This is a genomic window from [Clostridium] saccharolyticum WM1 (genome assembly GCF_000144625.1).
GTDB lineage: Bacteria > Bacillota > Clostridia > Lachnospirales > Lachnospiraceae > Lacrimispora > Lacrimispora saccharolytica.
Genome location: NC_014376.1, coordinates 3,059,328 through 3,080,880 on the forward strand (window position 1 = coordinate 3,059,328; position 21,553 = coordinate 3,080,880).

General features: G+C 42.8%; 30 protein-coding genes. 2 read left to right on the plus strand and 28 right to left on the minus strand.

Translation table 11 applies throughout. The annotated features are described in order from the left end of the window. Positions 1-97: 97 nt before the first annotated feature. Positions 98-427 carry a DUF1259 domain-containing protein gene (locus CLOSA_RS14190; RefSeq protein WP_330362149.1) on the minus strand — a complete coding sequence of 110 codons (330 nt, stop codon included), beginning with the start codon at positions 425-427 and terminating at the stop codon, positions 98-100. Between CLOSA_RS14190 and CLOSA_RS14195 the strand changes: the two genes are divergently transcribed. Then, positions 390-743: an EamA family transporter gene (locus CLOSA_RS14195; RefSeq protein WP_013273456.1), complete on the plus strand. Its 354-nt coding sequence runs from the start codon at positions 390-392 to the stop codon at positions 741-743. The two genes, CLOSA_RS14190 and CLOSA_RS14195, sit on opposite strands and share 38 nt — an antisense overlap. Before the next feature lie 68 nt (positions 744-811). Here the strand turns inward: CLOSA_RS14195 and CLOSA_RS14200 are convergent, their stop codons facing one another. The 26 genes from CLOSA_RS14200 to CLOSA_RS14320 form a co-directional block, all read right to left on the minus strand. Then, on the minus strand, positions 812-1,153 hold the full coding sequence (locus tag CLOSA_RS14200; RefSeq protein ID WP_013273457.1) for a DUF3852 domain-containing protein: 342 nt from the start codon (positions 1,151-1,153) through the stop codon (positions 812-814). Between the two features lie 26 nt (positions 1,154-1,179). Beyond that, on the minus strand, positions 1,180-2,919 hold the full coding sequence (locus CLOSA_RS14205; RefSeq protein WP_013273458.1) for a hypothetical protein: 1,740 nt from the start codon (positions 2,917-2,919) through the stop codon (positions 1,180-1,182). Between the two features lie 70 nt (positions 2,920-2,989). After that, the gene (locus CLOSA_RS14210; protein WP_013273459.1) at positions 2,990-3,529 is read right to left on the minus strand and encodes a DUF6550 family protein; all 540 of its coding nucleotides are present in this window, start codon (positions 3,527-3,529) and stop codon (positions 2,990-2,992) included. Between the two features lie 101 nt (positions 3,530-3,630). Further along, on the minus strand, positions 3,631-4,176 hold the full coding sequence (locus tag CLOSA_RS14215) for a hypothetical protein (RefSeq protein ID WP_041709277.1): 546 nt from the start codon (positions 4,174-4,176) through the stop codon (positions 3,631-3,633). Beyond that, positions 4,173-4,529 carry a DUF4320 family protein gene (locus tag CLOSA_RS14220; RefSeq protein WP_049791714.1) on the minus strand — a complete coding sequence of 119 codons (357 nt, stop codon included), beginning with the start codon at positions 4,527-4,529 and terminating at the stop codon, positions 4,173-4,175. The genes CLOSA_RS14215 and CLOSA_RS14220 overlap by 4 nt, the downstream gene beginning before the upstream one ends. A 52-nt stretch (positions 4,530-4,581) precedes the next feature. Continuing rightward, on the minus strand, positions 4,582-5,454 hold the full coding sequence (locus CLOSA_RS14225) for a hypothetical protein (protein ID WP_013273462.1): 873 nt from the start codon (positions 5,452-5,454) through the stop codon (positions 4,582-4,584). Between the two features lie 5 nt (positions 5,455-5,459). After that, on the minus strand, positions 5,460-6,389 hold the full coding sequence (locus tag CLOSA_RS14230; protein ID WP_013273463.1) for a type II secretion system F family protein: 930 nt from the start codon (positions 6,387-6,389) through the stop codon (positions 5,460-5,462). Next, positions 6,386-7,942, minus strand: coding sequence for a CpaF/VirB11 family protein (locus CLOSA_RS14235; protein ID WP_013273464.1), 1,557 nt, complete (start codon positions 7,940-7,942; stop codon positions 6,386-6,388). The genes CLOSA_RS14230 and CLOSA_RS14235 overlap by 4 nt, the downstream gene beginning before the upstream one ends. Continuing rightward, positions 7,936-8,745 (minus strand): AAA family ATPase, encoded by an 810-nt coding sequence (locus CLOSA_RS14240; RefSeq protein ID WP_013273465.1) that lies wholly within the window; start codon positions 8,743-8,745, stop codon positions 7,936-7,938. The genes CLOSA_RS14235 and CLOSA_RS14240 overlap by 7 nt, the downstream gene beginning before the upstream one ends. Next, the gene (cpaB, locus tag CLOSA_RS14245) at positions 8,732-9,583 is read right to left on the minus strand and encodes a Flp pilus assembly protein CpaB (protein WP_013273466.1); all 852 of its coding nucleotides are present in this window, start codon (positions 9,581-9,583) and stop codon (positions 8,732-8,734) included. Before cpaB ends, CLOSA_RS14240 begins: the two co-directional genes overlap by 14 nt. A 33-nt stretch (positions 9,584-9,616) precedes the next feature. Further along, positions 9,617-9,820: a hypothetical protein gene (locus CLOSA_RS14250; protein WP_041708648.1), complete on the minus strand. Its 204-nt coding sequence runs from the start codon at positions 9,818-9,820 to the stop codon at positions 9,617-9,619. A 14-nt stretch (positions 9,821-9,834) separates the two neighbouring features. Then, positions 9,835-10,257 (minus strand): prepilin peptidase, encoded by a 423-nt coding sequence (locus CLOSA_RS14255; RefSeq protein WP_013273468.1) that lies wholly within the window; start codon positions 10,255-10,257, stop codon positions 9,835-9,837. Continuing rightward, on the minus strand, positions 10,247-10,477 hold the full coding sequence (locus CLOSA_RS14260) for a DUF6133 family protein (RefSeq protein ID WP_013273469.1): 231 nt from the start codon (positions 10,475-10,477) through the stop codon (positions 10,247-10,249). Before CLOSA_RS14260 ends, CLOSA_RS14255 begins: the two co-directional genes overlap by 11 nt. A gap of 34 nt (positions 10,478-10,511) precedes the next feature. After that, positions 10,512-10,871: a SpoVG family protein gene (locus tag CLOSA_RS14265; RefSeq protein ID WP_013273470.1), complete on the minus strand. Its 360-nt coding sequence runs from the start codon at positions 10,869-10,871 to the stop codon at positions 10,512-10,514. A 17-nt stretch (positions 10,872-10,888) separates the two neighbouring features. Beyond that, positions 10,889-11,125, minus strand: a complete 237-nt coding sequence (locus CLOSA_RS14270; protein WP_013273471.1) for a DUF6133 family protein — start codon at positions 11,123-11,125, stop codon at positions 10,889-10,891. Positions 11,126-11,149: 24 nt separating this feature from the next. Beyond that, positions 11,150-11,707, minus strand: coding sequence for a YodL domain-containing protein (locus CLOSA_RS14275; protein ID WP_013273472.1), 558 nt, complete (start codon positions 11,705-11,707; stop codon positions 11,150-11,152). Between the two features lie 53 nt (positions 11,708-11,760). Further along, a complete protein-coding gene (locus CLOSA_RS14280; RefSeq protein WP_013273473.1) occupies positions 11,761-12,264 on the minus strand; it encodes a hypothetical protein in 504 nt (167 codons plus the stop codon). Beyond that, on the minus strand, positions 12,261-13,121 hold the full coding sequence (locus CLOSA_RS14285) for a DNA adenine methylase (RefSeq protein ID WP_456300575.1): 861 nt from the start codon (positions 13,119-13,121) through the stop codon (positions 12,261-12,263). Before CLOSA_RS14285 ends, CLOSA_RS14280 begins: the two co-directional genes overlap by 4 nt. A 3-nt stretch (positions 13,122-13,124) precedes the next feature. Beyond that, positions 13,125-13,481 (minus strand): hypothetical protein, encoded by a 357-nt coding sequence (locus tag CLOSA_RS14290; protein WP_013273475.1) that lies wholly within the window; start codon positions 13,479-13,481, stop codon positions 13,125-13,127. A 187-nt stretch (positions 13,482-13,668) separates the two neighbouring features. Then, positions 13,669-13,956, minus strand: a complete 288-nt coding sequence (locus tag CLOSA_RS14295; RefSeq protein WP_013273476.1) for a DUF4314 domain-containing protein — start codon at positions 13,954-13,956, stop codon at positions 13,669-13,671. Positions 13,957-14,031: 75 nt separating this feature from the next. Beyond that, positions 14,032-14,721: a hypothetical protein gene (locus CLOSA_RS14300; protein WP_013273477.1), complete on the minus strand. Its 690-nt coding sequence runs from the start codon at positions 14,719-14,721 to the stop codon at positions 14,032-14,034. A 164-nt stretch (positions 14,722-14,885) separates the two neighbouring features. Continuing rightward, positions 14,886-16,085, minus strand: a complete 1,200-nt coding sequence (locus CLOSA_RS14305; RefSeq protein WP_013273478.1) for an IS110 family RNA-guided transposase — start codon at positions 16,083-16,085, stop codon at positions 14,886-14,888. Positions 16,086-16,444: 359 nt separating this feature from the next. Further along, the gene (locus tag CLOSA_RS14310; protein WP_157669023.1) at positions 16,445-17,305 is read right to left on the minus strand and encodes a hypothetical protein; all 861 of its coding nucleotides are present in this window, start codon (positions 17,303-17,305) and stop codon (positions 16,445-16,447) included. 160 nt (positions 17,306-17,465) lie between these two features. Further along, positions 17,466-18,929, minus strand: a complete 1,464-nt coding sequence (gene rlmD / locus CLOSA_RS14315) for a 23S rRNA (uracil(1939)-C(5))-methyltransferase RlmD (protein ID WP_242647815.1) — start codon at positions 18,927-18,929, stop codon at positions 17,466-17,468. Beyond that, a complete protein-coding gene (locus CLOSA_RS23700) occupies positions 18,926-19,054 on the minus strand; it encodes a hypothetical protein (protein WP_278146470.1) in 129 nt (42 codons plus the stop codon). Before CLOSA_RS23700 ends, rlmD begins: the two co-directional genes overlap by 4 nt. A gap of 518 nt (positions 19,055-19,572) precedes the next feature. Beyond that, positions 19,573-19,791 carry a hypothetical protein gene (locus tag CLOSA_RS14320; protein WP_157669024.1) on the minus strand — a complete coding sequence of 73 codons (219 nt, stop codon included), beginning with the start codon at positions 19,789-19,791 and terminating at the stop codon, positions 19,573-19,575. 84 nt (positions 19,792-19,875) lie between these two features. Here CLOSA_RS14320 and CLOSA_RS14325 point away from each other — a divergent pair, with 84 nt between their 5' ends. Then, positions 19,876-20,457 (plus strand): prolyl-tRNA synthetase associated domain-containing protein, encoded by a 582-nt coding sequence (locus CLOSA_RS14325; protein WP_013273481.1) that lies wholly within the window; start codon positions 19,876-19,878, stop codon positions 20,455-20,457. 115 nt (positions 20,458-20,572) lie between these two features. Here the strand turns inward: CLOSA_RS14325 and CLOSA_RS14330 are convergent, their stop codons facing one another. After that, positions 20,573-21,457 carry a GGDEF domain-containing protein gene (locus CLOSA_RS14330; RefSeq protein WP_049791673.1) on the minus strand — a complete coding sequence of 295 codons (885 nt, stop codon included), beginning with the start codon at positions 21,455-21,457 and terminating at the stop codon, positions 20,573-20,575. Positions 21,458-21,553: the final 96 nt, after the last annotated feature.

Here is a 21,553-nt window from a genome sequence, read left to right on the forward strand (position 1 = left end):
TGGATTTCTTAATTATATTGGTATCGATAATTGCGGAGAATAACGATGAATACAGCAGCATCGGCCAAGGTACTGTAAGTATTGGATTCTATTACTTTCACATGATTGTATTGGTTAGCCCAAGAGCCTTCCTAAGACCATAAGCTAATTTGTCTGGATTATCAACTGCCCAAAAATGCATGAAGAACAATCGTGGAGTTTCAGTAAGCATGTGGCTGCGAAGGGCGGTAACAGCAATACCATACTCTTTTAGAGTTCTGACAACGGGATTCACTTTATTGGCTGTTAGGACAAAATCTCCCGTAGTAGCAGCCTTTTGACCTTCAGTCTGAAAATTGATTGCCTGAGAAACTCCCATACTGGGCGGTATATCCGTCCCATTCATTTTAATGCTTTCAAGCAAAAACCCTCTGCAAATCGTTGTCATTAAGGGCGTTTGCTCAGGCCTTGGCTCCCTCACCATTGCACTTACACTCGGGGAGAGAGCGAGCAATCTTTGGTATATCCTCGCTGCCCTCGTACTTGGATTTGTTGCATACGGCTTGAGTATTTTCTTTTACATCCATGCCCAGCGTGAGCTTGGCGCAACAAAGACAAGCGCCTATTATGCAGTAGCACCTTTTATCGGTGTTGCACTATCCCTTGTGATTTTCAGAGAGCTTCCAAGCATGAGCTTTATCATCGCACTTCTTATTATGATAGCAGGAACATATTTTGCCTCAACGGATAACAAAGCGAGCTAAATACAACCAAGCGAATAGAAACGCAGGGTAACTTCACCATTTAAGTTTAGTTACCCTGCTATTTATTACTACATCCCCAATATAGTCCAAATATACGTTGGCGCTGTCAGTGTAAACACAAGACATGCAAACAGTATCGCAGGTGCTGCCCATTCAAACTGGCCATGCTTTCGGTAATCGAAGTAGGCCATCCCCAACTTGGCAAAGAAAAAAACCGCGAGAATAAGGTCGATTGCTGGGAAGACAACCTTATTCACCACGGTCTTGATCTGGCTGGATGCATCTGTCCAAGTGCTCTGGATTGCTCCGGCAACATCTCCGCTCCCCGATGCATACGCTGTTGCAGTAAACATCAAGGAACACAGCATTACGAAGCAAATGAGCATCATAATTTTTCTATATTTTTTCATTAAGTTGATCCACCTTTCGTTTGTTTTTAAGGTTTTAGCGGTGCTATGTGCCAGTCGCTCCAAAGGTTTCCCTCAATCGTCAATGCATCCGTCAAATTCGAAGACAGCATTCCTGACGGTGTCCAAGCATCAATGACCCAAGTATTCACCTCATAAGATCCATCCGGCATCCATATTGGTGTGAAATGTGTTCGGCTCTTATAGGTGCTGTAAGAGTTCTTTTGAAATGCAAACTTGGCTGTTGAACCACTTTGAAGTCGCTCTAGAAGTCGCCAATAGGTCTTATACTGAAATTCTGGGAAGTAGGAAACTGCATTTTGCGGATTGGTGACTGCTGAGCTCTGGTTGGTGCTGATGGATGCTGTTACGGATTCATTGATACCATAACCGCTCTTCATCGACCGTCCTCTCGCAGTTGGGTTATTGCTATCACACACAATACTCATGCTCGGGTTCAAGGTTGCTTGGTACTGATTCAGATCAAATTCCCACCAACCTCGATCAACCCAGTTTGAGACCCAGTAACTGCTTGAATGATGGTGTCCCTCACTGTCTGTCCAAGAATCTCTTTCCCAATGCCCTTCATCAACCCAGTATTCCTGCCACCACGGTCGCCAGATACTCCAATCGGCTCTTTCCTTCTCTGCTCTTGTAGGTACAGAAGTTCTGACAAATCCATCGTTTCTGTCATCAGCAACAGGATTTGGTGGTGGATTCTTATTCAAATCAACGATTTTCACGTGGATCGTTGACTTGGACGTGTTACCCGGACCCATTACATTTACTTGAATATCCATTGTCTTTGCCGTTGTAGGCGTGTGCCATTTCACCCATGCAATTTGAGAATCTCCTCTTGGATAAAACACATTTCCTACATTATAGCTTGTCCCTGCAATCGTAAAACTCACTCGAGTCGGATTATCCGGATCCGATTGCCCACCGCTTACAGTAACTGCGGTAATGACATCTGTGTCTACTCTGTATTCATAGTCATATGTGCTTACCACAACTTCTTCAGGTTGTTCCTTGAATCGAACGATACCAAGTCCCAGTGAGGACTTAATATCCGAGTCTGAGGCTGCGGTTGTTCTGCTCCCACTCCATGCCGGGTACCCTAAATCAGATACCTCAAGGAACATAGCCAATGGCAGGTTTTTATGAGTCAGTGAGACCATTCGCCTTCTGAGCAATCCATTAACAGCCTCATCATACATGGCTGCTTCTGTGGCTGTAGTTGCGATCATCACACCTTCAAACTTGTAGTAAGCCATCGGCTCAAGAAGTAGTTTATAGTCGCCATTAACCAAAGTATCGAAATTCATACCTGTTATTGAAGCAATCGAACGAATCACTTGTTCATCTGTAAAATAACTCTTGATGGCTGCAATATTACTCGTTCCATCCGTGCTGATTATCTTGGGTATTGATTGACTTGGTTTTATACAAACATATCCACCCTTTACAGGTGACAATGCCCTGCCGTTGTTATATTGAATTTTACTTACCTTTCCAAAATTATAGATAGAGGAACTTGGTGGTCTATTGGTTATATCTACAGGGTTTGTGACAACAGCATGATCACTGCTTCTAACGACAGTCACTCTCACACCCTCATTGCCAGATGACCACACGTTCGTGCTGGTTCCCTGTCCCATTCCGCCACCACCTGTATCGATATTGCCATCCCCAACAGCGAACACATTCGTTGGAAACAGTAGGCTTATAAGCATGACAATCACCAAAATGATTCTATTCTTCTTAATCATTTGCACTCCTTTCTCCAATGAAAAAAGCACTACATTTCTGCAGTGCTTGCCTGATTTCATTGCTATTTAGTTAATTCATGTTTCCAATTTTGTTGCCATTTTCGTACATATCAGTGCCATTGATTACTTGGTTTGCCCCTCCATCAGGCACACTATCGAACCCAGGTAATCCACCAGAAGTATTCTGAGTGGTTGTTTGTGCAGGTTTTGTCGGTGTTACTGGTTTTTTGTCCTCTTCTTTTGGTGGATCAACCTTTTCGCCACTTGGCTTTTGCGTTGGATCCTTCAGCTGTTCTTCTGTGTAGGTCGGTTTCTCAGGAATATTCGGCTGGATTGTTTGTTCTGTTCCAGTATCATCGCCACCAGTTTCAGCCTTTGGCTGAGGTGTCGTTTCTATGACCGGAATGGTCACTTCTTGCTTCTCTGTCAATCCTGTTTTCGAGCCGTCTACAACCACCTTATCGGTACCATTCATTGGTGCTGTCACCGATGCATCTTTTACCGGATTTGGCTGAAGTCTTGTCCCGATCATAAAAATCAGCACTGCACTTATCAGGATTCCTCCAGCTACTATTAATCGTTTTTTCGTTTTATCATTCATATTTTTCATCAGCATTTGCCTCCTAACTTTACTGATTATCCTTCTTCTTTAAGCCTCACCCTACCACAAGGTTTCTTGATAGTCTACTACAATTTCAAAAATTATCCTTTCTAGAATTTTGGGGTATAACCTGCACTGTTTTTCACTTTGATTCTCATGGCTGGCAGTAGCTTTCCTGCAAATGAGACTGGCACTTCAAGCATGATGGTACTATCTACCTCAAAACGCTGACCGGCAGTATCACTTCTTGCCAGCGGGGCATTACGAATATCCATCTCTAAATCCCAGACTTTAAACTGGGTATTCCCTCCGCTGTCTTGTTTAACATGCTCCTCGCGGTCCTGTTCAAGACCAAGTATCCGATCCAATCGCTCATAAATATCCCCATAATCGATGGACTCCTCAAAGTCCGATGCGATGGGCTGATACCCACCTGAATAGCCTTCACGAACACCGTGGTATACATCATCATAATTGTCACTCACTGTAGAAATGACTGCATCCTGTAGTGCATCACGAACACCTTGAGCGATGATCATTAGCCTGAAATATTCGGATATACCACTGAAAACCATGACCAAGCAAAGCGTCACCGCCACTGCAAGTGGAAAGCCACTCCCTTTGTTGCTGCGTAGAACCTGCCTTACACGCTTCACTTCCAATAGACTTCCCCCTTTCCTGCGGCATCAGCTCGAAGAGTAATAGGAAATGAACCAAATCCGCCAAACAGTCCAAGCTCAACCCGGTACGTCACAGTTACAGTAACTTCTTCATTGAGCTGGATCTTCCCAGTTTTTGACCATGACACGGTTGGCGTGATGCCAGTTCGTTCTCGTAAAAGAACCTCTCGGTTGCTCGTTTCACTTCCGACTCGCCCTGCAATTTCGGCCTCACGAACGAGCTCAGTCGCAAAGGTATCCACCTGCTGCTTCACGATATAGGCCGGGAACACTTTTACTGCAAGGGCAATCATTAGCATGGCACAAAGGACAAGAACGACCACATCCATATACCCCTCGCCCCGGTTATTCTTTAAAATTTGCTTCACACATGAACACCCCCTAAAACATGACTTTGAGTGATCGGAGAATCTCAAACACAATCACTGCGATATAGGTTAATAAGAAGCACATAAGCATAATGAAGCTGAACACTCGAATCTTCGGTGGGATCTTCATGGCCTGTGCTTTCAGCCGTTGGAGTTCTAGCTGTTTCATATCGTGTGCTAGCATTTGAAAATACATCGCACCATCATCTCCACGGAGTACACCGATGAGTCCCCTTGTTAAATCGGAAAGCATCGGTGAGTTGATCCTTGCTTCAAATCTTGTCAGTGCTGCTTCATAGCTGCTTGACCGCATATCGGCTGTCAGTATATCCAGCTCGACTGCAAACTCTTCCCCGGCATTTTTCTTATAGTTCTCAAGCATTCCAAGAACATCTCGGCTTGCCTTCAACTCCTGAGTAATAGTTGCAACAAATCTCGGCAGCTCCGATTCGATCTTCGCTCTTTTAGCGGACAACTTTTCATCCGCTCTTTTGGCTTCCTTGAAGTAAATCAGGACGGCAAGAAACAGAAGAACCGGAGCAAGTAGTGGCAACACCAGAAGGCAGGGAACTATACCGAGGGCAACAAGCCCTGCCTTTACGATGGCAAACGCCATGTATTCCTCCGGTGTTTTATGGATTCCCGCTGCACGGAGGGTGTTCTTCATTCGGTTCTTTTTGTATTCATCCATGGGAACATAGGGTGCCAGCTTCACTGCCCAACCATTCACCATGGCCTCCATGCCTTTGACCCTTTCCTTCCGGCTGCTTGATGCAGACAGCATGGCTTTTCCGGTTGCAAGCCTCGGTAATTTCAATACATCCGAAGCTATGAAGAACAGTCCACTCGCTACCAAAATGATAAATAGGAACATTACAATTGTCATACTGGCTACCTCCTATACTCAATGGGCTGTGTCAGCTTGATAACAAAAGCCCCAGAAATGAAGATTGCAGCAAAACAGATTGTTAAGATGATCTGCCCCTGTGGCGTGTACATCAAGGCGTGGTACCAGTCCTTGTTCAGAAAATAGAGCAGTGGGATATTCCCTACAACTAAAAGCTGCATGGTTATGAATTCTTTCCTTGGCTCAAACACCATATTCTCCAGCTCCCCGTTCACCACTCGCATATCTGAAAGCTTTGATACGATGGGAGTCAAAGTCGTTTTTAGGTTTCTATCAAACTGGCAGGTAATCATCGCATCGCACCATTCCTGAAACACAGCGTTTTCGATCTGTATCCTCATTTCTTCTAAACCCGTTACAATGTCTGGATCAATCATCTTGATTCGATATAGAAATCCCTTGAATACAGACAGAACCGGAGGATTTAGGTAGTCGATATTCTCGTCTACTGCGGTGAGGATGTCCTCGTTTCTCAGATAGGATGTTGTAATAATAGACAGTGCTGTTTCAAGCTCCGCTGCTATATCCTTCTTAAAATGTGTCTGTGTCAGCCTCACATACCAGAACGGAAGCATCATGAACCCTATTCCAAGAACAGGAACAGCAAAGAAATTCCCCATTATGATTGCAATGCCACTTCCGATAGCAAACAATAACATCGAAAGTGCACAGATCATCGGAAACCAAGCATCTCTCCCCGTTAGCTTCAGGATGTTCTGTACTTCCGAAACTTCACGTCTGAGATAAGACATTTTCTTTCGATTAGTCGCTTCCTTTATCTCATCCTTGATACTGCGTGGCTTGTTCATCAAGCTTTTGAAAATGCTATCTGCAAACTCCATCGGGGACAGAGAAAAGAGAATAAAAAAACCTGTGACCATTCCGACACAGGCTACAAGCAATAAACCATTCATACCTTAAATTCCTCCCCTCTTTGCATCTGATGAATCATTTGAATAGGCATACCATTTTCCAGAAGTCTCTTGGCAAGGCTATCGGATATGGCATTTTGCCTTTGGTGCATTCCCTCAATGATAAATTTACCGTTCTCATCGAGCCTGTTTTCTGTAATGACATATTGGAACAGTGCCCGATAATTTCTTGTTCCATCAGGCAGAATCTCACACTCCATGATCTCCATCATGCGCCGCTCTTTGTTTTCAAGCTGCTTGCAGAATACGATGATTGGATAGGCTTCCGTCACATATCCCATCAGCGTTTCATCGGACATATCCACTGCTCTCTTGCAGAGGGAGACCATTCGGCGGTAGGTTGCCTCACAGGAGTTCGCATGGATTGTGGTTAATACTGCGATACCTGTTCGGGCAGCTTCTTGCGCTGCATTGGCTTCAGCCCCTCGCATCTCACCTACAACTGCGATATCTGGATTAAACCGGAGCGCCATGTCCAGCAGGGTGATTTGATCGACTCTTTGCTTCTCATTTTCACTGTCCCGGGTGATGGTATGAATAACAGAGTTTACAGGTCTTCCGTCTTCATATCGGATTAAATCAAGCTCACGGGACCCGTTTTCAATGGTATAAATGCGCTTATTATTTGGGATCGTCGTGAGTAGCCACCCCAGTACTGTCGTCTTACCAGAGCTGGTTGCACCTGCAACGCAAACAGAAATGCCATAGCGTATCAATCGAGAGAGAAATTCCAACATTTCATCTGTAGCTGTACCGCTTCTAACGAAGTCCTCTTTCTTCATACTCTGTGGATTTACAATACGAATGGAGGCTGAAATACCAATGTCTTCATCCACCAATGGCGTTTTTAGTACAGCAATACGGATGTTCTTTGACAAGTGCCCCAGCACAGCAGGGCTGGCATTATCCAGAACCATTCCTGAAACATGAAGCATTCTTCGAATGACATTAATCGCATGCTCCGGGGAGTCAAAGGACTCTGCCAGCTTAACGTTACGGCCATCGGAATACTGCACTTCGATGTCCTGCCATGAGTTGATATCAATTTCTTCAATCCCTTTTCCAAAGATGTACTTGGTCAGAAAGCCGTACTCAGCCATTTCAGTATAGAGCGCATCAATCAATGCTTGCCCTTCAAGACCTTTGACAGCAATCCTTTCATCCATGACATACTTGCCAATGTACCGTTTCATCTGCTCTTTAGCATCTTCTAAATCCTGATTGGTAATCAGCGAGGAGTAATTGCTTGAGATGTATTCTTGCACCTCTTTTAGGACTGTTTGAAAATCCTTTTTCTCAGCTTCAGGAGCAAAAAATAAGGAGTGGGTACGGTTTTCAGTTCCCAGCTCCTTGGCATGTTTTGTTTTAGCAGAGGTGTTCGTCAGCTCTTCCATTCGCTTGTTAACTTCTGGCGCTGGCAGTGGATCACGCACATCTTCTGCTTGATCCGCACCCAGGGAAAGTTGATTAAGTGCAACTTTTTGTTCAATATCCTCTTCTTGAAACACAGAATAAGCTCTCCTACTTCCTAGCATCCGAACACCTCCTTTGCAATCTTTTCAATTTCCTTACGAAATGGTCGGCTATTTTTTAGCGTCATATCGGCTAGCAGATTGCCCGACAGATACTGTTCCTCTAATTCCTCTGAATAGGGTAGCTGAAAAGAGACACTCCCCATTGCACCAGCCATATGATCAACACTGTGATTGGGTTTGACATTGGATGCCACCTTATATTGCTTATCCGTATCCCACTTGCTGTTCTGGAGCAGTTGCAGCTGGCTGGACAGATAGCTGATTGATTTTAAATCACAGTTTGCAAGCCTCAGAGCACTGTCACATTCCAGTAGCGATACCGCAGATAGAATGTCGTTGGCGATATAACTGCCGCAATCAATGATGACGAATGGAGCGATTTTTCGAAGTGCTTCGATGAGCTCCTGCGCCTGAACCTTGGAGTAAGAGGCATAGGTATATTCATTTTCGCCCTTCAGCATACCAATCATCGTTAGGTAGGCCATTTTCTTATGGGTAATCATGTTATACTTCACCAGCGGTTCGGTGACATGGGTCGCTGAGAGGATGCTGCCAAGGGATTTCTCACACTCCAGCTCGGAAGGTGAGCAGATGCATGGAAGCATGGGTGCTGTCATATCACACAGCACGAGCACAACATTTTTCTTTTTATCTGCCAGATGCTTGGCCAGCTTGACCGCAACGGTCGTCTTCCCGGATCCAGGACTCCCCCAGACAGCAAGAACACCACCATGGAAGACCTCGTCCTCTTTCTTTTCAGCAGGCTCTCTGCTAAAAATTGTGTTCTTCTTAAAGCTTATCATCTGATTCCTCCCCACCGCCTGTGATTGTATTGCTTGGAGCTGCTGTCGTAGCTCGATCAACGGATTCTTTAGTTCCATCTGTCGACTGATTTGAAGTCGTCTGTTGTTTTGGATAAAGCTGATCAAGAACCTTTGATTGCATCTCCAAGAACTTTTTCACGTTGCTCTCCTCGCCCCTATAAACTAAAGAAAGATGGGTCTTCCCATCCGACTCAAGGCTTGCTAATAGGTTTCCTTGCTCCGGTGTAACCAGCAATGTCACGGTTGACGGCAATTCCTTTTCATCTTTACTGGTTTCCTGCTCCCCGGTATTGGCATCGTAACCATTGGATGCCGTTACAGAGATGACCTCCACATATTTCAGTTCCGGTGGAATGACCGTTGCACCTTGTTTTTTATAATCCGGTGCGATCACAGAGACAATGTCTCCGCTTTGGAGCTTACCTGAAAGCCCGTTTGAAAAGCTTTTAATGGTAATAGAAATCGCCTGCTTACTCCCATCAAGGTGATATAAGTAGGCATTTTCAGCTGATGGTGTTTTGGACACCTTGGTGTTTAAGATGTAATCCCCAATTGAAAGATCTGCTAGAGCATAGGTTCCAACCGCATTCTCCTTTGTGCGAATCACATTTTCGGGCAGATTATATCCACCAACCTCCACAGTCTTGACCTTATCCTGTGTGATGACTTCACCGACTTTAATCTCCTTAGTCACACGTACAATTTCTGTCTTCTGGCTGATTCCTTTATTGAAAAGTGGAGTCAACCCAAAGCAAATAAGCAATGATAGCACGATGCAGAGCACTCCAACCACCATTCTGTTTTTAAATAGATTCATAACGTACCTCCGTCTTCATTTTTTGTAGATTTTTTAGCCCATCACCATTTCCGGGACATCAAGCAGTTTCAGTTTCCCATCATCAAGGAGCTCATTGATTTCTCCTTCTGTATATATGAGCACCTCCGCATTTTCATCACTCTCTGGGGCAAGTACCATTGAGCCTGACCACTTTCCTACAAATTCATAGGATTCATTGTCATGGCTCGTTTCAAATCTTTGTCCCTTCTCAAACATCGTCACAGCTCCCTTCATAAAAAATAGGCACACACGAACCCGAACATAAGGAATGGAGCCAAAGGGTACGCCTTTGGCTCTGCTCCTATGTCCTTCTTTTTAAAGAGTAAAATTCGGATTCCATGTATTACAACCACTGCAGCAAGACCAATTGTCATGCCAAACATGGTTTCCCAAAACCCAAGGACGAGACCTACTGCAGCCATCAGTTTAATATCACCGCCTCCGATACCTGACGGACTTATCATTGCAGCAATAAAAAACGGCAGTGCTGCTAAAATCCCAAAGACACTCACAGCTTTGAAATCAAGGAGAGATATGAGCACCATCGCTACACACAGAATGCCAGGGATCTCTCTTTTCTTGATATCTGTATAGGCTGCAATGCCAAGTAAACTAAAAAACAGCACCGCCTGTAGGATGCTGTTAACCTGCATAGTTGAACATATTTCGGATTCTTTGAACCAATGTCGGCATAACCACATCACCAAACAGTGCGTAGAGACCGGCAAGAAGAAGTGCACCCAGCACTACTGCAATCAGAATCTTCACTGCCGTATCGATATAGCCCTCACCCTTATTGTTGCTTACGGCCAGCCTTGCTTTGATAGCTTGCTTCACTACAAATTCATTTGCTCTTTTCATCATCTTTTTCATCTAATCATTCCTCATTCTTTCTTTGAATTTTGATTTACAGTGTCATTGTTTGTGCTTGCTCCTGCTCTTTTTCAGCAGGATGTTCTTGCTTTTGGCTTTGTGTCAAAGCCTGTTCATAGGCACCCATCACCGCTTGATCGAATTCCTTTCTGGCTTCTGATGTACAGGGGAAGCAGATATCCTTGTACTCACCATTTCCGGCTTTAAAGCTCGGCATCGATACAAAGAGCCCTTTGGACCCTTCCATCAATTTGATGCCCCTGATGGCAAAGGCATCATTGATATTTACCGTAGCTGTTGCCCGGAGTGTTCCCTCCGGGCGAATGCTCTGAATCTTCACGTCATAATGAAGACCTGAACCTTCTTTCTTCTGGGTGTTACTTGTTTTCGCCATTCTTCATCGCTCCTTTCTTAGGACGCACTTCCATAGTTGAACATGTCTCTGATTCTCTGTGTAAGCGTAGGCATGACTACATCGCCAAACAGTGCATAAAGACCAGCGAGGAGAAGTGCTCCCAGTACCACAGCAATCAGTATTTTGACTGCCGTATCAATATAGCCCTCTCCTTTGTTGTTGCTCACCGCCAGTTTCATTTTGATTGCCTGTCTTGTTACAAAGTCATTTGCCTTTTTCATAAAATTCTTCATCAATCGTTCCTCCATTATTAGTTTTTACATGCTCATGGTTATCCCATGTTCCTGTTCATGGTTACTGAATTCAATATCCTTAAAGCCCATCCGATCCACATAGTGAAAAGCACTGCCACTGTCATCATAGAGTTCCACCACATCAGAGATTGAAAGAGAATGCCCCTTAAATCCTACGGGATGATCCATATTAAACTTTGAGTAGATTGCCTCCAAATCATTGGTATCAAGCTCTCCATCATAGACTGCTTCATAGTTTTTGATGCAGGGTTCGCCGTAGATGTTTTGGATTTCATCATAGGATCTGAACCGAAGTTCAAAGTCCGAGTCAGGCTTTAACTGCCAGATGCGAACATTTTTTAGAGGAACCCTCCCTTCTGAGTTCTCAGTCAATTGCTCTCCTTTTGACAGTCGTTCAAATACACCATCTTTCCATAGTGCTTCAAGATTCCTATCCGCAAGCCATTCTTCAAACTCCTTGCTTTGAAACATCTTGTCCACGGTTGCCTTGTCTTCCTTCAGGTAACCAGCCGGATTGCCATAGTACACAATACAGCCGTTCTTAAATTCAATGCCGCTCATTTACATCACCTCCCATCACCACGCTTTCATTTGTTCTTGAAAGCAAAACCAGCCTATTCCGGCTTGCCATAGATGATTGACTCAGTCATCAAACATCCATTAAGTCCTGTAAGGCACACTCCCATTGCTTTCAGAATTTGAAGTGTATCGTCTGAAACATCTGTAAGGTCATGCTTATACTCAGCTTCAATGACGGTCACCTCGCCACTTCCTTCATCGGTATAGGCGCAGAGCTTGGCGTCTTTAGAGATACCGGCATCCTCAAGGATAAATTCAGGAAGCTTGATGCCAACCGCCTCCATTGTTTCAGCCTGACATCCATGACCGCTGCAAACACCTACAGCACTGACAAGGTTAAAATACAAAGCATCGATCACATCCTCTAGTCCTTCAATAGTTTTGATAACTTCCATTGTCGTCATCTGAGATTTCATCAGCACCAGTCCATTTTGAATCACCGTTGCTTCAAGCAATCCGACCTCGCCGACCTTCTTTTCTGTTGCTTCTGTGATTGGCAGACACAAGAAGCCTTTGACCTTTTCTTTCATCTCTTTCATAGGGTATCTTCCTCCTTCACTAATCCGTTGTTGATATCAAATAGATTCATTTGCCCTGAGCCCTCTCGTTCTCGTTCATGCATGTCATAGTTAGCAATGAGGATTTCAGGGAATTGAGCACCACCGTCGTACCTTTGCTTGATGTTATTGATTCGGGTGTAGCTTTCGATGTTAATGCCAGGCACATCATAAAGGCTTCGGATAAATTCACAGTCGTTATACGAAAGCAGGAATTTTCCTTCAATGGACAGCAGGGCATCCCTGAGCCGAATGTGATCTTCCTTTTGGAAGCCTTCCTCTCCAACATTCTTGTAGTACTTCTCCGTATCGAAATAAGGTGGATCCAAATAAAAAAAGCTGACCGGGCGATCATATTGCCGAATCAGCTTTTCAAAATCCTTATTTTCGATGACCACCTTTGCAAGCCTTCGATGGGCTTGCTCGATGATTGGGAAGTTGCTTCTTATATCATGGGGCTGGCTACCGAAGCTGGTGAGCCCGGAAGCATAACTGTATCGTATCAACTGATAAAAATATGCAGCTTGCTTCACGTCATCCTCAACTTGTTCTGTGTCCAGTATGGATCGCACTCTTTCAAATTCTTCTCTGGAATTCAATACATACTTGAGTTCCTTTTGAAGTTCCTCATACTTATCCCTGACACATCGGTATAGGTTGACGAGAAGACTATTGAAGTCATTGTACACTTCAAAATCATTGCCGGGTGGTTTATGGAAAAGCACCCACCCCCCACCGCCAAACACTTCAATATACCTTTCATAATAGAGCGGAAAGAGTGAAACAATCAGTTCCCTCATGGATTTCTTTCCGCCAATCCAACTCATAAAACTATTAATACATCATCCCTCCTTCACGCACACAAACCAGATTTGAAGCTGCTTGTTACTGTTCGAATCTGGAAAGAGGGACAGTGACCTGACAAGTCCATCCTTGGCTTCAGCAATTTTTTCTATGCGACTGTTTAGTTGCCTGATGCTTCCCAAAACTTCATTTCTATTCGCAGCATAATAATAACCGCCGTCATCACTGCAAATCGGGTGTCCTTCGCACCTCAGTGCGTTGACTATGTCTCTGATTTTCCGACCGCTCATTTGAAATTTCATTTCCAAGCACTTACTTTGTACAGCCTTCCCTTCTCCTGTGTGACTTCTTTTCAAATACCTTAAAAACTTTTCATTGATGTTTACATGTTCCACCTCCTCGCCTCCTTTTCTGGTGGGATGAGCTTTTTAAGCAATAAAAAAAGACCGGAAGAGTCACTGCGCTTAGCAGCAATTCAACCGGCCTTATACGGATTCTGGACATAAAAAATGTACGGATTGAATTCCGCACACCGATGTCTTCTACTATTCAATTTACTTACTCGTTTTGATTCTATCTTTTTTACATGCCCATCCCTCCCATAGTTTGTTCTTGATCATTTTCCATGACCTCTTCTTGAGACTCTGGAATCACTCTGAACTGATCCTCGCCCGGAACTATTCCGAGCGTCCTGCCGTTGTCCCATCGCATATGCAAGGTACCCACATCATCCACACTATCAACTGTTCCCTGCGCCCCCGGCTTAATCGGACCATAGGAATCATCCATATGGATTAGCTCGATCCGTGTTCCAACGGGATACTGCTCTTTGATTTTCTCAACTTGCTTTTGTGAAAGAAATCCTTTCATTTCAATACCTCCATTTCTTTTTCATGGCATAAAAAAAGAGCTACTCAATCTACTTTTATAGAAAGGTAACTCTTGTCAGCAGTTTACTTGAAGCATTGCCGCTCCATATTTTGCAATCAATATGGAATTGATAATCCCTTTAAAGGCTTGCTCCCCGATTAGATGCTTGTCTGAAATCTCATTCAGCTTGATGTACTCCTTGGCAAGTTGAATTGTTTTCGACATTTGATAAATAGCATAGCCATCGGTATTGATGCCGTTTAGATGCACATTCTTGAAATCAAAGCTGTCTAAGTAGATGTGATCCTTTGCCGCACACCACAAGTTATCATCTGCAGTCAGTAAAAATAGTGTCGCCAGATAGGCTGAGCTTCGATTTTCAATCGCTTCACTTTGAATTCGGCAGACCGTTTGGAATCTTGAACGATGCTTAGGACTTAAGAAGAGTTCTCCATCGTGGCTCCTGATTAAATCGCCAAGCCGTACATTTAGATGATGAGATTCGCATTTTTCGAAGCAACTGCAGACAATCTCTTCATAATTAATGTAGCCTCCGGCAATTTGATTGGTGAAGCTACGGGATCCATTCGAACTACAATACGCCGTGATATGTTCATAGTCTCTTTCAAATCCACTTGGCACTTCTTCATTTCTTATTCTCTGCACAACAATCACCCCACTTCTTCTTGGTAAAAAATTCGGTACAAGCATCATTAGCTGTTCAAGTTCCTGAAGCTCTGAGCCATACATAAAAAATTTCGACATCTTCCTTTTCCTCTCTTTCTGATTTAGGTATAAAAACCTGCTAAGAAAAATCAAGAGTTATCTTTGATTTCTTGCAGGTTTTTCTTTGCTTTGGACTTCTGCTATTTTTTCGCACGACAAAAAGACTCGATTCATTCAGCCAGTCTTGCTTACGAAGCTTGATTTTACTGGTATACTTCTTTTACTCGTGCATAATAGATCCGTAAAAATTTATTGAGCCCTGCAATCTTTGAAACCTTTTTTGATTTGCCCTCAGATTCTTTTTTTAGGATATACCAATAAACCGCGCTATCTTCAGGGGCATTGTGTGTCTTTAAAACCCTCATTACTTCATATCCTATCTTTCTTAGCGTTGAGGATCCTCGCTTGCTGATTTTACGGTTTGTTCCGATAAACTGCCCTGATTGATACGGCGGCGCATCAATTCCAGCATATGCTATAAGTGCCTTGCTGCTGTGAAATCTTCGGATATCGCCTATTTCTGCAATTAGTTTTGGGGCGAGTATATCTCCAACACCGCCCATTGCTCTTACAACGGGGTATTCTGGCAGCTTCTTGGCGAGTTCTTGCATTCGTGTTAAAATAGTCTTTAAAGTTGTATTGATTTGCCTCAATACACTTACTGACTGCTGAATCATAATCTGTGTTGATTCCATTTCGGCACGCAACGTAGGGATACCATCTTGTGCCAGGGAATAAATCTTGACGGCTTTATTCTGGCTTTGGTGGTATCCTTTTGTTTTTGCCCATGTTTTATAGCTTTCGGTAAATTCTTCTAATGATAATTTTGTGATGTTATCAAAATGCCAGTACGCTTCAACAAAGTCTGATAGTTTATCTTTTTCGGTTGAATCTTGCCATCCTTTCAGCAGATTTTTAATGCCTGGCATTGTATAATCCAACAAATGTGTCAGCGACTGCACGCTTTCTATTCTCATGCACATGTAATGCGAATATTGCCTTCCCAATATTTTTAGTTCTTGATAAAGGCCTTCCGCTATTTCATAATCTTTAAGTCTAAACCAGTGATCGATACCATAGTTTGCAATTGCAATGGAATCCTTTTTATCTGTTTTCACAGACCTCAACCCTTGGCTCCTGTACTGCTTCATCTCAAATGGATTTATCACAGACACGAATAGCCCTCGATCCTGCAAATAACTGAGAACCGGAAGATGGTAGATGCCTGTTGCCTCTATTACAATCTTGACATCCTCATTAAGCCTCAACAGCATAGCTGATAGCTCTGATAAATCCTTCTCCGTATGATTTATCTCAAAAGGCGAGCAAACCACTTCACCATAAGGTTTCAATACACACACAGTACTTTTCTCTTTTGAGATATCAATGCCAACACTAATCACGGATGCTTTTCCTCCTCGATCTAAATTTGTTGTAATTGTTACCATCCGCACTTATTACAATTCATTTTAGTTCGTTACACGAAAGCTCAAAAGAGTTTCAACCTGCCTAATCGAATGCTTATAATAAGGGGTGGCTGACGGTTTTTATGACGGATGCTTGATCCAAAAAGCGGCACGCCAGACCAATTACTCCCTTTATTATAAAAAATAAGTGCAAATGTTTCAGCACTAATGATGTGCTTAACACTTACACTTTTATGGTACTAAAAACGGCAAGTCTCTAGATCGTTATTTCGACCTAAACACTTGCCGTATTGTTTTAATAGATTTTGAAATAATAAGGTAAATTAAGGATTATACTATTTCAGAATTTCCATCAACTTCGAATCCTTCTGTTCACTACTACTGATTGGAACATTAACATTAATAGCCCTATAGAATTGAGGAGTTACATCGCTTAACCATAGACATCTATTTGCAGTAAAACAAGTTGCTAAAGAGTGCTCAGAATATTGCTCAAGCAACCTGTCAATAAGATTCCTATTCTCATTCTCAAAACCACCTACAATGCCTTTAATCTCTTTATTCATTTCCATAACGCTAGCATATTCATAATCTCTAACCTTATCAGATAAACAATTATAGACATCAATAAAAATCAAACCATAACTCCCACTGGTTACTGACTCCGCTAATTGCTTTCCTGCTTTTCTAAAATTTTCTTCAAGTGCCTTCAAGGATTTGATTCTTTTGCACTCAATAAAAATAACATCATCTTTCCTTTTTGCAAACACATCTGTCGTTCGATCAAAGTCAATTGTATACCCTAATGATTTAAAATACGCAGCTACTGTCAACTCATATAAAAAATCCCTCGCTTGATCACTTTTCATTGTTTTGTCATAGAAATCATGTCCATTAACTATTTGTTTTAGCCTATTATTGAAGCCAACACTATTCTCCGTTTTAAAAGCTTCATATATTAGCACAATTTCAATGCACTCTTGTACAGCTGCATTTAACCTAGCAAATTTTGATTCAAGGTCATTCAATGAATTATTCTCTTTATAGAAATCATCAATATGCATTTTATATCTAGAATATCTTGAGCATTGCGCTCTAAATCCTTTTTCAGAAAGCCATTCAATTACATCAGGTAACTGGTCCATGAACCGTGATGAATGTGTTTTTTCATATTTTAATTTATTGATATCACTCACCCCAACAATTCAATTCTTATAGCTAATATCTTCGTTAACGAGCTTTGTTCTGCCATGTCATCTATATTTTAGCCCTTTTTTAGGGGTCAAAAAACGTCATTTTTCCGTCTGTTTTTTGCCCCAAAATCCGCTTCAAACCACTATATGTTGTGGTCAACCTCTACTTTTTATCGCCAGAACCACTACGCGTCATCAGAATTATCGCTTCTACGTGTGACGTAGCAGGAAACATATCCACCCCCCATCCCATCTTCGCCTCATACCCTTTTTTCCTAAAATACCCTAAATCCCTGGCCAGTGTCTCTGGCCCACAGGATACGTAAATCACCTTTTCCGGCCTGATTTTTGCTACAGAATCTATAAACTCTTCCGTGCTTCCACTTCTGGGGGGATCCATAAACACTACATCCACATGCTCTCCGATCTCTGCCATATTCATCATAAATTTCCCTGCATCATTGCAAAAAAATCTGATATTCTTAATCCCGTTAATCTTTGCATTCTCCACGGCATCCTTCACTGCATCTCTGTTCAGTTCAACCCCAATTACTTCGTTTGCATATTTACTGGCAACAATCCCTATGGTTCCAATGCCGCAATACGCATCAATCACCCGCTCCTTTCCAGTAAGACCGGCAGCCTCAATAGCCTTCTGATAGAGAACCTCCGTCTGCACTGGATTTACCTGGTAAAAAGATTTAGAAGAAATACGGAATCGGCATCCGCAGAGAATATCTTCAATATACCCCTTTCCAAACAGCACATGCTCCTTATCTCCCAACACCATGCTTGTTTCCCGGTCATTTACATTCTGTATAATTGTAGTGATTTCCGGATGCTTTTCCCGAAGTGCTTTTACAAAATTATTCTTAGAGGGAAACACCGGTGATGAAGTTACCAGAACTACCATAACCTCACCCGTAGTAAACCCTCTTCGTATCAGTACATGACGTAATAAACCATAGCCGGTGTCCTCATCATAGGTTCGTATCTTAAAGGACTTCAACATACCTCGTATTGTACCGATTATCTCATCTGCCTTCTGATCCTCGATCATACAGCTTTCCACTGGAACAACCCGATGGGAATTTGCCTCATATACACCGGAAATGGGATTGCCCTTTCTGTCATGATCAAATACCGCATGAACCTTATTGCGGTAATGATAAGGATTGTCCATGCCAATAATAGGAGCGACACGGCAAAAGGGCTTAAGCAACTCTTCCAGATTCTTTTGCTTTTGTTCCAGTTGTTTCTTATAGGGCATATCCAATAACTGACAGCCTCCGCACTTTTGGAATACCGGGCATTTGGATGAGGTTTTTCCTTTTTCTCCACCTTCTTTATGAGACATGATCCCCTTATGTCCCCCAGTTTTGCCATATTTGCTGTTTATACTTCCATTGTTAACATTCTTACTATTGCTGTTAGCATTTTTGCCATCCCAATTGTATTTTCTTCTACCAGCGCTTCCGCCATTGCCATCCTTGATGCTATTTCTGTATTCAGTGTTGCTGCCATTACTATCCTTGTTGCCATACCTGACTCCGGTGTTGCTGCCCTTGCCATCTCTGCCTCCAGGACTGCTGCCCCTGCCATCGCTGTTTCCATACCTGACTCCTATGTTACCGCCTTTGCCATCTCTGCCTTTAGGACTGCTGCCCCTACCATCGCTGTTTCCATACCTACTGCCCAAAATGCCGTTCCTACCTCCGCTGCTTTCACTCTTATCGCCATTGTTACCGCCATAGTGCCCGCCCCTGTTATTGCTGCCCACATTGTCACTTCTACGCTTACTGCCGTCCTTTCCCTTTAGTCCCCCTATCTTCCCATTGTCACTGCCTTTTACCATACTGTCATTCCTGAATTTTACTTTTTTCAGTCTGTTATCTATCATATATAAAATCTACCTTTCCATTATTGAGTCTCTTTATAGGATAAGCTCGCCCTAAAGTATAAGTTCAGCCTAAATATTATCTCTTCTTAAATATCATCTCTTCCCATATATTACTCTTCCCATATATTACTCTTCCCAAATATTATCTCTTCCCATATATTACTCTTCCCATATATCATCTCTTCCCATATATTATCTCTTCCCATATATTATCTCTTCCCATATATCATCTCTTCCCAAATATTATCTCTTCCTTAAATATAACTCTTTTAAATACTATCCTTTTCTAAATACTATCTTTTCTTAAATATTATCTCTTCCAAATACAACTCTTTTTAAATATTATCTATTTCTAAATTGACCCCAATTTTTATCTCCTTCTAATTAGTATCCCTTCTAAAAAAAATTTCTTCCTATATAATCTCTTTTTCTTTTTATTTCTCCCCAATTCTCCCAATCCAATCCGTTTACCCAATAAATCCCGGTCTATTAAAGGCCAAAGGTATCTCCGCATCTGTTTTCCAGCGGTCCATTGCTCACTCTGTTTATCACAGCTATTATAATACATCTCCACCTCCAAAACCACCAAAATACCTCCATACATAAAAAATACTTGTATTATTTCGTCTCCCAGTTATAATAGATCATAAAAAGACATAAGGAAGTGAAACACATGACCCATACATCCCCGACCTTTTACCTGGATGAAACCCTGTATGACGGACGGCCCAGTGACGTAGCTGGACGCCTTCCCAAAGAAATCCGTACTTATGACCTTCTGGATAACTTAAACGTATCCTATCAGCGGGTAGACCATTCCCCTCTCCCCACCATAGAGGCCTGTCAGGAAGTTGATGCACTGTTAAAAATAGATATCTGCAAGAATCTTTTTCTCCGAAATGCCCAAAAAACCAGTTTCTATCTTCTCTTGCTGCCGGGCAGGAAAAAGTTTCGTACTGCTGCCCTTACCAAGCAAATCGGTTCTTCCAGGCTTTCCTTTGCTGAAGCGGAATACATGGCCCAATTCCTGGATATCACCCCTGGCTCGGTTTCAGTCCTGGGACTTATGAATGATAAAGACCGCCGGGTCAGGCTGCTGATTGATAAAGATGTGCTTTCCAATGAATACTTTGGCTGCCATCCCTGTATTAATACCTCCAGCCTGAAGTTTAAAACCGCGGATCTTCTGGACAAAATCCTCCCGGCTATTCCTTGTGAATACACACTGGTGGACTTGCCTTCCGGCCAAGAATAATTACGATTCTATCTGTAGCTTTTCGCTAAATAAAAACAGGGCAGGATCCAAATCTCCTGCCCCAATTAATTCCTTTCTCGTTCCTTTCGAATCAACTGTCTTAATCCAAACTCCCTCACTCCTCATTAAAAAGTGCAATCCTGTTCTTTCCAGCCTGTTTTGCCTGATACATGGCCCGATCCGCCCTGGAAAATAGCTTTTGATAATTCTCCCCACGTTTACCGGTTGTGGGAACGATTCCAATGCTGATAGAAAGATGCCCCTGTTCTTCCGGTATGATATCTTCAATCTTATCCAGCAAATTCTCCGCCCTTTCCCGGACGTTCCCCTCTTCCGTGAAAACAACAAACTCATCGCCGCCTACCCTTCCCACCAGATCCGGTTCCGGATAAATATCGCAAAGTATTCCGCCTACCTGCATCAGGATCCGGTCCCCGGCCAGATGGCCGAAACAGTCATTGATTTCTTTAAAATTATCAATATCAATCATGCAAAGCCAGCCCCAGCCGCCGTCCTTTATTTTTTTTTCTACCCGGTATTCAAAGGCTGTTTTGTTATATAAACCGGTGAGGCCATCCTTTATAGATTGAAGCAAAAGCTGCTCCTCCCTGGCCTTCAGCCCGGTAATATCCTGAAGTTTTCCAATAAGTTTAAGGGGACTTCCTGTCTCATCCTCCCATTGAGCCGTTAGCCTGCAACTGCACCAGTGGTATGGTTCACCTCTTTTTCCAAGACAGATTTCAAAGGATCGGATCTCTCCGTCTTTGGGCGCATTGTCCCTATGCTTTGCAAGAATCCGGCCAAAAGTCCTAAAATCGATCTGTCCACTGGCATTTGGTGACAGATATAGCCTCCCATCTTTATAATAATACTCAAATAAAACCGTATCTTTAAAAAGACTTATGTTTCTGTACATTTGCTCCGTCTCACTAAAACGGAAGAACTCATGCTCGTATACTGTATTCCGTTCCTCGAACCGCCTTCCTGAATTTCCTGTCATGATCCTTCCCCCTGTACCTGCTGGAATCCTTCATTCCGCATCTTTTCCATTCGTATATGGTATATGATAACGCTTTTTATCCGTATATGCAACCAA

Bases quoted from the DNA above. Each gene is read 5' to 3' on its own strand.
- CLOSA_RS14195 (WP_013273456.1), top strand. From the start codon at position 390: ATGCTTTCAAGCAAAAACCCTCTGCAAATCGTTGTCATTAAGGGCGTT.
- CLOSA_RS14190 (WP_330362149.1), bottom strand. From the start codon at position 427: ATGACAACGATTTGCAGAGGGTTTTTGCTTGAAAGCATTAAAATGAAT.
- CLOSA_RS14200 (WP_013273457.1), bottom strand. From the start codon at position 1,153: ATGAAAAAATATAGAAAAATTATGATGCTCATTTGCTTCGTAATGCTG.
- CLOSA_RS14205 (WP_013273458.1), bottom strand. From the start codon at position 2,919: ATGATTAAGAAGAATAGAATCATTTTGGTGATTGTCATGCTTATAAGC.
- CLOSA_RS14210 (WP_013273459.1), bottom strand. From the start codon at position 3,529: ATGAAAAATATGAATGATAAAACGAAAAAACGATTAATAGTAGCTGGA.
- CLOSA_RS14220 (WP_049791714.1), bottom strand. From the start codon at position 4,529: ATGGATGTGGTCGTTCTTGTCCTTTGTGCCATGCTAATGATTGCCCTT.
- CLOSA_RS14225 (WP_013273462.1), bottom strand. From the start codon at position 5,454: ATGACAATTGTAATGTTCCTATTTATCATTTTGGTAGCGAGTGGACTG.
- CLOSA_RS14230 (WP_013273463.1), bottom strand. From the start codon at position 6,389: ATGAATGGTTTATTGCTTGTAGCCTGTGTCGGAATGGTCACAGGTTTT.
- CLOSA_RS14235 (WP_013273464.1), bottom strand. From the start codon at position 7,942: ATGCTAGGAAGTAGGAGAGCTTATTCTGTGTTTCAAGAAGAGGATATT.
- CLOSA_RS14240 (WP_013273465.1), bottom strand. From the start codon at position 8,745: ATGATAAGCTTTAAGAAGAACACAATTTTTAGCAGAGAGCCTGCTGAA.
- cpaB (WP_013273466.1), bottom strand. From the start codon at position 9,583: ATGAATCTATTTAAAAACAGAATGGTGGTTGGAGTGCTCTGCATCGTG.
- CLOSA_RS14250 (WP_041708648.1), bottom strand. From the start codon at position 9,820: ATGTTTGAGAAGGGACAAAGATTTGAAACGAGCCATGACAATGAATCC.
- CLOSA_RS14255 (WP_013273468.1), bottom strand. From the start codon at position 10,257: ATGCAGGTTAACAGCATCCTACAGGCGGTGCTGTTTTTTAGTTTACTT.
- CLOSA_RS14260 (WP_013273469.1), bottom strand. From the start codon at position 10,477: ATGAAAAAGATGATGAAAAGAGCAAATGAATTTGTAGTGAAGCAAGCT.
- CLOSA_RS14265 (WP_013273470.1), bottom strand. From the start codon at position 10,871: ATGGCGAAAACAAGTAACACCCAGAAGAAAGAAGGTTCAGGTCTTCAT.
- CLOSA_RS14270 (WP_013273471.1), bottom strand. From the start codon at position 11,125: ATGAAGAATTTTATGAAAAAGGCAAATGACTTTGTAACAAGACAGGCA.
- CLOSA_RS14275 (WP_013273472.1), bottom strand. From the start codon at position 11,707: ATGAGCGGCATTGAATTTAAGAACGGCTGTATTGTGTACTATGGCAAT.
- CLOSA_RS14280 (WP_013273473.1), bottom strand. From the start codon at position 12,264: ATGAAAGAGATGAAAGAAAAGGTCAAAGGCTTCTTGTGTCTGCCAATC.
- CLOSA_RS14295 (WP_013273476.1), bottom strand. From the start codon at position 13,956: ATGAAAGGATTTCTTTCACAAAAGCAAGTTGAGAAAATCAAAGAGCAG.
- CLOSA_RS14300 (WP_013273477.1), bottom strand. From the start codon at position 14,721: ATGTCGAAATTTTTTATGTATGGCTCAGAGCTTCAGGAACTTGAACAG.
- CLOSA_RS23700 (WP_278146470.1), bottom strand. From the start codon at position 19,054: ATGGCGGTAACAATGGCGATAAGAGTGAAAGCAGCGGAGGTAGGAACG.
- CLOSA_RS14325 (WP_013273481.1), top strand. From the start codon at position 19,876: ATGACCCATACATCCCCGACCTTTTACCTGGATGAAACCCTGTATGAC.
- CLOSA_RS14330 (WP_049791673.1), bottom strand. From the start codon at position 21,457: ATGACAGGAAATTCAGGAAGGCGGTTCGAGGAACGGAATACAGTATAC.